Genomic DNA, 8,461 nt, shown 5'->3' with positions numbered 1-8,461 from the left:
TTCTCGCGTCGAACCGGCGTTCCTTCACATTACCGCCACCTCGCGATTAGCCGGCTAATGGAGAGATGAGCATTAACCGGCGAAGCCGGCAAGATGGCTGAACAGCCGCTCGGCTTTGCGGTCGGGTGCATAGACATAGGCGATGCCGGGCGGATCGAGGCCGCCCCAGGGCCTGTCGTCGGCGGCATAGGCCCAGAGCTGGCCGGTCTTGGTGCGCCCTCGACCGGATCGAGCACCGGCACCGCCGTCTCGTCGGCGAACAGCTTGGACCTCGCGCGAAGCACCGTGAGAAGGCGCTCATGCAGCGGGCGCAGATGGAAAGCGGCATGCCCAACCCAGTCCGCCAGTGTCGATCGGTCGAGAGCGATGCCCTGGCGGGCATAGATCTGGGCCTGCCGGTAGAGCGGCAGATGATCGGCATATTTGGACACCAGAACTTGGGCGACGGTTGCCTCCGTCGGCAGTCCGCCCTCGATCAACCGGGCCGGAGCCTCGGCCTGCAGGACGCCATCTTCGCAGGCACGGCAGGCGTATTTAGGGCGCCGGGTGACGACAACGCGGAACTGCGCCGGCACCATGTCCAGCTATTTCACCGACCCGGAAAGCCGCATCCCGAAGACCAAGGACGGTTACATCCAGGGCTACAACGCCCAGGCCGCGGTCGATGGTGCCCATCAGATCATCGTGGCGCAGACGCTGACCAGTCCCTCCAGCGATCAGACGCAACTGGCGCCGTTGCTCGACGGGATCAGGGCCAATCTGGGGACCAATCCCGACGAAGTATCGGCCGACGCCGGCTACTGCTCCGACGCCAATCTTCGCACGATCAAACGGCGGCGCATCGAGGGCTACATCGCCACCGGAAGGCAGAAGCACGGCACCAAATCCGCCACCGCGAAAAAGGCTTCAAGACCCGGCTCGCTGATCGCCAGGATGAGCACCAAGCTCAAGCGCGCCGGCTACCGAAGTCGCTACCGCTTGCGCAAGCAGATCGTCGAAGCCGTCTTCGGACAGATCAAACAGGCAAGAGGGTTCAGGCAATTCCTGCTGCGCGGCATCGAAAAGGTCAGCGCAGAATGGGCGCTCATCTGCACCGCTCACAACCTCGTCAAGCTCGCAAGGGCCGCCTGAGCCGCCATTATCAAGATAAAACTGCCTTCCCAAAGCTAACTGGACAGGCTCCTAGATCTGATCCAGCAAGACTGCCACCGTCATTCCGTTGGCAAGGTGGTTATCTCTTGGCATAGGCCTTCCTGCCAGTCTCGTAGACGAGGCCCATTGCAATGGATATCAGCCTCAAGGAGCTTCTAACTGACCTGTGTCCCGCAATCCCCTCCCAAAAATGGTAGAGTCTTTAGCCTCGGAGCGAGATGGACATGAAGCCGAGCCAATTCAGCCGGGGCGAGGACGACCGACGTGCGCCGCAAACACGGATCAACAGCGCAAACTTCTACAAATGGCGGGCCAGATACGGCTGGCTTGACGTGTCCGATGCCGTCGACATTTAACATGCCTGGTACAGTGCAGGAATCGCAAAAGTTCTTTCATAGGCGCGCCCAATGGTTAAGGTTCGTATGGAAGAGGCTTTGCCGCTCGTGCGCATTTTTTGAATTTCCGCCATCAACGCTCCAACCTCTTGTGATTGTCAAGGGTTTAGCCGCAATTCTTGCGCATCTACAGCGAGATACAACAATTTGCGTCGCGATCAACTACCAGCGCCAGTAGTTGATTTAGATGACAGAAATATGCGACGTGTCGGTCGATGCACGCCAGGCTCGTCAACCCCGAAGAAAGCCGCATCAAGATGAATCACAATCTGTTCGCCAACGGCCCTAATCGATGTGGTATGCTTTCTTCTCGAGCGGCGCAGTCTACAGTGGACAGTCTTCCGAACGGTCGACGGAAAGTCGCCGCTTCGGTACCGATCAACCGACTTGGGGCTTTTCCCGCCTACACGCTGACGAAACTCGAAGTGGAAGCGCCCCACCGTCTTCTTGCCGCGGCGCGCGATACTCGACGTCCGTATCTTTGGTTATGCCGACATTGCGATCTCCCTCGAGAGCCGGCTTCCTAGCGGACCTCGCGCATTCCATTGCTTGCGGCGAAGTCTTCGTTACCTCGCAGAATCCGATGACGCGCAACTATGCCGATCACAGCACTCATGACGAGGACGATTGGAAGGTCACGGTCGCCAGCACGGGCGAGCAGACCACGACCGGCGGCAGGATCGGCATCGCGGAGTCGAGGTATCTTGGCAGGGCCGAGCATTTCGCCGTAACCTACGGCGACGGATTGACAGACGCGAACCTTCAGCTTCCATCTCGCGCAACAGGCGAACGGAAAAGTGTTTGGTATCAACTCGCCCTCGCGTTTCGGCGAGCTAGGGGCTTACCGCGAATCTCCGAAAAGCCCAAGCAGGGCCCCAGCTGGATCAACGGCAGGTATTTTTTCTTCCGTTGGGTCCCTCATGAACTAGCTTTCCAACCCAGCAGACCTCGTGCGGGAGAAAGAGCCCCTCACCGACCTTGCCCAGGCCGGCGGCTTGCGCGTATGGCGTCACACCGGAGCGCTTCGTGACAATCAGCCTCATCGTTAAGGATGATATCGAGCATATCCATGCGGCCTTGCCGCGAGGACGCTTCGCAGGGGCAACCGTCCTTGTCACAGGCTGCGCAGGCTTCCTTGGATATTACTTCCTTCAGTACTTCACGCGAAGAGCGTCCGAACTCGACCTGAAGCGGGTCATCGCGTTCGACACCTTCCTGCTGCATCGGCCGCGCTGGCTGACCGATCTGAGTGCGGAGTTTCCGGACGTGCTCGAGACGCGTACGTTCAACATCGCCACGGATGACCTTCGAACGGTTGACGGCGCTGACGCAGCGGACTACGTAATCCATATGGCCTCGATCGCTTCGCCGACGTTCTATCGGCAGTATCCGGTCGAGACCATCGACGCTAACATCTGGGGACTGCGGCGGCTACTCGAATCCTATCGGGGTTCGGACCGACTCAAGGGTCTGTTGTTCTTTTCGAGCAGCGAAATCTATGGCGATCCAGCGGAGACCGCGATCCCGACTGACGAGGAATACAGGGGCAATGTCGCTTGCCTGGGCCCGCGGGCCTGCTACGACGAATCGAAGCGTTTCGGTGAGACGATGTGCTACGTCTTCTCCAAGATGTATGGCATGCCCATTACTATCGCCCGCCCCTTCAATAATTATGGGCCCGGCATGCGCATCGACGATCGTCGGCTGCCGGCCGATTTCGCACGATGCGCGATCAATCGACGCGACATTGTCATTCTTTCCGACGGCAGCCCGACCCGCACTTTTTGCTACATCTCCGACGCGATCACGGGCTATCTCCTCTGCCTTCTGCATGGGAAGTACGATTACTTCAACATCGGGATCGACAGGCCGGAGATCTCCGTCCGCGGCCTTGCCGAGATCTATCAGCAGGCTTCGCTGGAGCTTTTCGGACGCCGCGGCGCGGTCGTCTTCGAGAGGAGTTCCGACGCAGAGTATCTTGTCGACAATCCAAACCGGCGCCGCCCCGTGATCAAGAAGGCGCGGGACTTTCTCGGGTACGCACCCAAGATCCTCGTAGATGAGGGCGTGCGCCGCTACCTGTCTTTTTTACGCGACGAGTTGGGGGCGTAATGCGCATCACAGTTGTCGGTTCCGGCTATGTGGGCCTCGTCTCGGGCGTGTGCCTCGCGGCGAGGGGACATGACGTGACATGCGTCGATCTGCGGAAGGACGTCGTAGCGCAGCTTAACGTCGGCGTCCCGCATATCTATGAGCGTGGCCTCCCTGAACTGCTCAAGTCAGTCCTCGCATCGGCCCGCTTTAGGGCCACCACCGACCTTCACGCCTCGATCGAGATCGCGGAAATCGCCTTGATCGCCGTCGGCACGCCTTCCGAGAACGGCGCGATCGACCTCAGCGCCGTCCGGCACTGCGTTCGCCAGATTGGCGCTTATCTCGCGACTACTCCTCATCACCTGTCAGTCGTCGTTAAGAGCACCGTTATTCCGGGGACAACGGACACGCTAGTGCGGGAAGAGCTCGAGCACTCGTCCGGGAAGAAAATCGGGGCATTCGGCTTGGGCATGAACCCGGAGTTTCTTCGCGAAGGAGAGGCGATCGAGGATTTCATGCAGTCCGATCGTATCGTGCTCGGTCACGAGGACGAGAGGACGCTAGTGCGGCTCGAGGAACTCTATGCTCCGTGGAGTTGCGACAAGGTGCGGGTGAACACGCGCACGGCCGAAATGATCAAATACGCCAACAATGCAATTCTGGCCACCCAGATCTCCGTGGTCAACGAGCTAGCAAATCTGTGCGCTGCGGTGGGAGGCGTCGACGCTCTCGACGTCATGCGCGGCGTCCATCTCGACAAACGCTGGTCACCGATCACCGCCTTGGGCCGCCTTGCCCCACAGATCCTGACCTATCTCATTCCGGGCTGCGGGTTCGGCGGGTCGTGCTTTCCAAAGGATGTACAGGCGCTGCGCACCCAGGGCCAGAGCCTGGGCCTCCCGATGAACATGCTGAATGCCGTTCTCGACGTGAACGCCGCGCAGCCGGGCCAGATCGTCTCTATCCTCGAGCGGAAGCTCGGAGCTTTGTCCGGCCGACGAACCCTCGTTCTCGGCCTCTCGTTCAAACCGAACACCGACGACGTCCGCGAATCCGCCTCGATCAAGATCGTTCTCGATCTTCTGCGGGCCGAAGCGGATGTCAGGTGTTACGACCCGCTCGCGATGGAGAACTTCAAGCTCGCCATCGGAATCGCCGCGGACCGCATTCAGTTCTCGTCTGACTGGCGGCGCGAGATCGAGTGGGCCGAGATCGTCATCATCGCGACTCGGACGCGGGAATACTGCGAACTCACCTCGTTGCGAGTCGCCGGCAAGACGGTGTTCGACGCGCGTCGGTTGATCAACCCAGCCGCTGGGTGCTCGGCGGACTACCTCTCCATTGGGCGCCGCTTGAACTGAGATCACGCTATGATCTACGAACTTACCCCATACCGGTAGCTTTCCTCGTCAGCCTCGAGCCTCGCGACGACGATCGCTGCTTTTTGCCCGCGTCTTCTGCGCCGAAGAGTTCGGCGCCCGCGCTTAGCGACGGACTTCCGACAGATCAACACCTCGGTGTCTACGCATGCAGGCACGCTAAGGCCTGCACTATCAGATTGCGCTGACCGGCGAGACCAAGCTGGTGAAGCGGATTCGTGGTCGCGCGTTGGACGTCATCGTCGACCTCCGCGAAGGCTTGCCAACGTTCCTTCAATAGTTCGGGGCCGAGTTGAGCGCCGACACCGCTTGATGATGTACGTACCTCTCAGTGCGCCCCACGGATTCCTGCTCCTGAAGACCAGACGGAGATGCTCTACGGCGCTTCCAGCCCTATAGCGGAGCGCACGAGCCGGTGCTGCGCTCGAACGGCAGGGTAGAGGATCGGCGCCTCGGCAGGCCTGCCGACCGCGCCACGTTTCCAGTCCCCTCCACGTTGCACGCAGCGTGCCGATTTCCCGCGCTGCGCGCCCCATCTGCCTCACTCCAAAGTTTATGGGATCTTCCCGCTGGGGTCGCTTTCGGTGCGCCGTATCGCACCCGATAGCTGCTGAACAGCCTGAGAGCGTCGTACAGCCACGACCTATTCCACCGCTCCCGGCAGAAGCCCTTTCGTTTCCGAGCCTGCGCCAGATGGCGCCTGAACGGCACCAAGCCTGCGTTCATACCGACGGATCACCTCAGGCGCGACGTCAGCCGCCCTCACCTCTTCTGGCAAGGTGAACACCGCTGCGAACCCGGCAATCTGCGGTTGATGACCGGTCATGGTCGTTTCGGAGACCGATGGCGCTTCGACCAAGGTCGCACTGGCAGCGGCCACGTTTCCGCCCTCGCCGATCTCGATCTTCTGTATCACGATTGAACCCGCTTCTTTGGCTTTCTGAATGATCTCGTCAAGACGATCATGGGCAATGACAGTGAGCCGATCGACAGCGGCAAAGTCCTAGTCGTCAGCGTGCGTGACGGGCGCCCCATAGGCAAGCGAAGGCTGCGCCCCGACGTCCGTTCTTAGCGCGCAACGGAACTATGCCTGTAGAGATTGGTCGCTTCCCAGCCTTCTTTGAGCTTGTTCACGTGAATGACGATCTCTGTGCGGCCGCCGTGCTCCAGGGCGACATGGCGCTGGAGGGCTTCGTCGCTTTCCTCTCAACGCCGCGCTGCATGAACCTGGATCACCCTCTCATTGAGAGCACCCCTTGAAGAATTCTTCGGATTCGAAGGCATGGATACGCTGTGCATGATCCGTGTCCTGCGCGACAGCAAAGATGACGGGTCGAACAAGCAGTCAGCCGTAACGCGATGCTAACGATCGAGTTCACCGGCCATATGGTCGTGGTAGTGCACTGCGTCTTCCAACTTCGAGACGGTCGGCCGTAACGGATCACGGATCGAAATCCTTCCGCGTTGGCACGGCTGGCTCCTTAACGACCTGTCGGCCATGGCCTGCCCTAGGTCATAGCTGTAGATGACATTTCTTGAATGGTCGGGAATTCGCCCATTATCTTCGGTGTTGCCGGTCAGCTCCAGTCCGAGAAGCGGGTTGCAGCTACTATCCGAGAACTGCCTCCGCAAAAGGAACGTGAAAGTACCAAGCCAGTTGAGGCTTTTCACCCGATTTGCACCGGACGATGCTTCGCACAGGCCAAAGTGTCGGAGATACCTATTGGATGTCGAGCAGAGTGACGAATTCCGAGTTGATGAGGCTTTGCCGGCCGTCGCGCGTGCGTTGTCGCCACGAACGATCGAACATCTCATGATTATAGGGCTTAGCCGCTCCTCCTGCGCATCTATGGTGAGATATTTGCGTCACGGTCAACTACCAGCACTAGTAATTGATCCAGATGACGAAAACATGCCACGAGTCGGTTGATAACCCTTGGACCGATCAAACGCACTTGAAAACAGTAGCATGCAAGATCAATCAAAACCTGTTCGCCAACGGCCCTAACTCGATGCGCTGATTTCGGCATTTTCAATCCCACCTCCAGGAGATGGTCATGATCCAATGCACACCGGCATCCGAGCCCGTCGATTCGGCCCTGCAGGCAGAGGACATCCGGCGTCAAATCCATCAGCTGGTCGAACGCCACTACGCGCTGACTCACACCGGGAAACTGTTTTCCGCTGGCCATTCGTCGGTGCCTGTCTCCGGTCGCGTCTTCGACGCCACTGATGTCAAGCATGCGGTGGATGCTGCGCTCGAATTCTGGCTTACCGCGGGTCACTTCAACGATGAGTTTCAGGCCAAGCTCGCACAGCGCGTCGGGGCACGCTATGCGCTCACAGTCAACTCCGGTTCGTCGGCAAATCTGGTCGCCTTTTCAGCTCTCACCTCGCCCTTGCTCCGGGAGCGCATATTGCAGCCCGGCAGCGAGGTCATCACGGCAGCAACGGGATTTCCGACGACCGTCAATCCCTCCATGCTGTGGGGGATGACGCCAGTTTTCATCGATATCGACATTCCGACTTATAACGTTACGCCCGAGGTCGTGGAGGCGGCGATCACTCCACAAACGCGCGCTATCATGGTGGCCCATACACTTGGGAATCCATTCGATGCCGCGCGGATCGCTGAGATTGCCAGGCGGCACAACCTCTTTCTCATCGAAGACTGCTGCGATGCGCTTGGTGCAACCCTCAACGGGCGTCATGTGGGGACGTTCGGCGACATCGGCACCCTGAGCTTCTATCCCGCGCACCACATCACGATGGGCGAAGGCGGAGCAGCATTTACCAGCCATCCTGGATTGCGACGAGCGATGGAGACTTTTCGCGACTGGGGCCGCGACTGCTATTGCGATCCCGGCAAGGACAATACCTGCAACCGCCGCTTCGGCTGGCAGCTCGGGGATCTTCCCCACGGCTATGACCACAAATACACCTATGGTCACCTCGGCTTCAACCTGAAGATCACCGATATGCAGGCCGCCGTGGGCCTTGCTCAGCTCAGTCATCTTGACGATTTCATTGCCGCACGGCGGCGCAATTTCGACTCGCTAAGGCAGGGTCTGCGCGGGCTTGAGGACCTTTTCATCCTGCCCGAGGCCACGGTGAACAGTGAGCCGTCGTGGTTCGGTTTCTTGCTTACGGTACGTGAATCAGCGCCGTTCAGCCGGGACGAAATCGTACGACATCTCAACGATCGGAAAATCGGCACACGCTTGCTTTTTGGCGGCAATCTCACCCGGCAGCCCTACATGCATAATCGGCATTACCGAATACATGGCAAATTGACCAACAGCGATCGCGTAGTTAACCAGACGTTCTGGATCGGTGTCTACCCCGGTCTTGAGGCTGCGGAACTCGATTATGTAATAGGCACGATCGGTGATTTCTGTCGTGCCCGGCTCGCCACCAATCGCACGCATAGGCCATGAATGG

7 protein-coding genes and 1 pseudogene are annotated in these 8,461 nt (G+C 59.3%); 6 read left to right on the top strand and 2 right to left on the bottom strand.

The genetic code is table 11. The features are described from left to right. Window positions 1-75: 75 nt before the first annotated feature. Window positions 76-584: pseudogene (locus tag CQ13_RS04945) on the bottom strand (IS66 family transposase); the annotation flags it as partial. Between CQ13_RS04945 and CQ13_RS04940 the strand changes: the two are divergent. The 5 genes from CQ13_RS04940 (at window position 577) to CQ13_RS46980 (ending at window position 5,300) form a co-directional block, all read left to right on the top strand. Next, window positions 577-1,131 (top strand): transposase, encoded by a 555-nt coding sequence (locus CQ13_RS04940; RefSeq protein WP_082637318.1) that lies wholly within the window; start codon window positions 577-579, stop codon window positions 1,129-1,131. The pseudogene CQ13_RS04945 and the gene CQ13_RS04940 overlap by 8 nt on opposite strands. Window positions 1,132-1,376: 245 nt before the next feature. Next, window positions 1,377-1,508 (top strand): hypothetical protein, encoded by a 132-nt coding sequence (locus CQ13_RS46390; RefSeq protein WP_283807487.1) that lies wholly within the window; start codon window positions 1,377-1,379, stop codon window positions 1,506-1,508. Between the two features lie 1,065 nt (window positions 1,509-2,573). Then, a complete protein-coding gene (locus CQ13_RS04930; protein WP_057841897.1) occupies window positions 2,574-3,659 on the top strand; it encodes an NAD-dependent epimerase/dehydratase family protein in 1,086 nt (361 codons plus the stop codon). Continuing rightward, entirely contained in the window at window positions 3,659-5,002 is a 1,344-nt protein-coding gene (locus CQ13_RS04925) for a UDP-glucose dehydrogenase family protein (RefSeq protein ID WP_057841896.1), read from the top strand. The genes CQ13_RS04930 and CQ13_RS04925 overlap by 1 nt, the downstream gene beginning before the upstream one ends. 184 nt (window positions 5,003-5,186) lie before the next feature. Then, window positions 5,187-5,300: a dTDP-4-dehydrorhamnose 3,5-epimerase family protein gene (locus tag CQ13_RS46980; protein ID WP_082637320.1), complete on the top strand. Its 114-nt coding sequence runs from the start codon at window positions 5,187-5,189 to the stop codon at window positions 5,298-5,300. Window positions 5,301-5,663: 363 nt separating this feature from the next. Here the strand turns inward: CQ13_RS46980 and CQ13_RS04920 are convergent, their stop codons facing one another. Then, a complete protein-coding gene (locus tag CQ13_RS04920; RefSeq protein ID WP_057841895.1) occupies window positions 5,664-5,936 on the bottom strand; it encodes a hypothetical protein in 273 nt (90 codons plus the stop codon). Window positions 5,937-7,077: 1,141 nt separating this feature from the next. Here CQ13_RS04920 and rfbH point away from each other — a divergent pair. After that, complete coding sequence (gene rfbH / locus CQ13_RS04910; protein WP_057841900.1) at window positions 7,078-8,457, top strand: lipopolysaccharide biosynthesis protein RfbH; 1,380 nt, start codon at window positions 7,078-7,080, stop codon at window positions 8,455-8,457. The last annotated feature ends 4 nt before the right edge of the window (window positions 8,458-8,461 follow it).

Origin of the sequence: Bradyrhizobium retamae, from assembly GCF_001440415.1 — a bacterium.
GTDB classification, from domain to species: Bacteria; Pseudomonadota; Alphaproteobacteria; order Rhizobiales; family Xanthobacteraceae; genus Bradyrhizobium; species Bradyrhizobium retamae.
The sequence above is the reverse complement of the archived record's forward strand: the minus strand, read 5'-3'. Positions and strand labels throughout refer to the sequence as shown.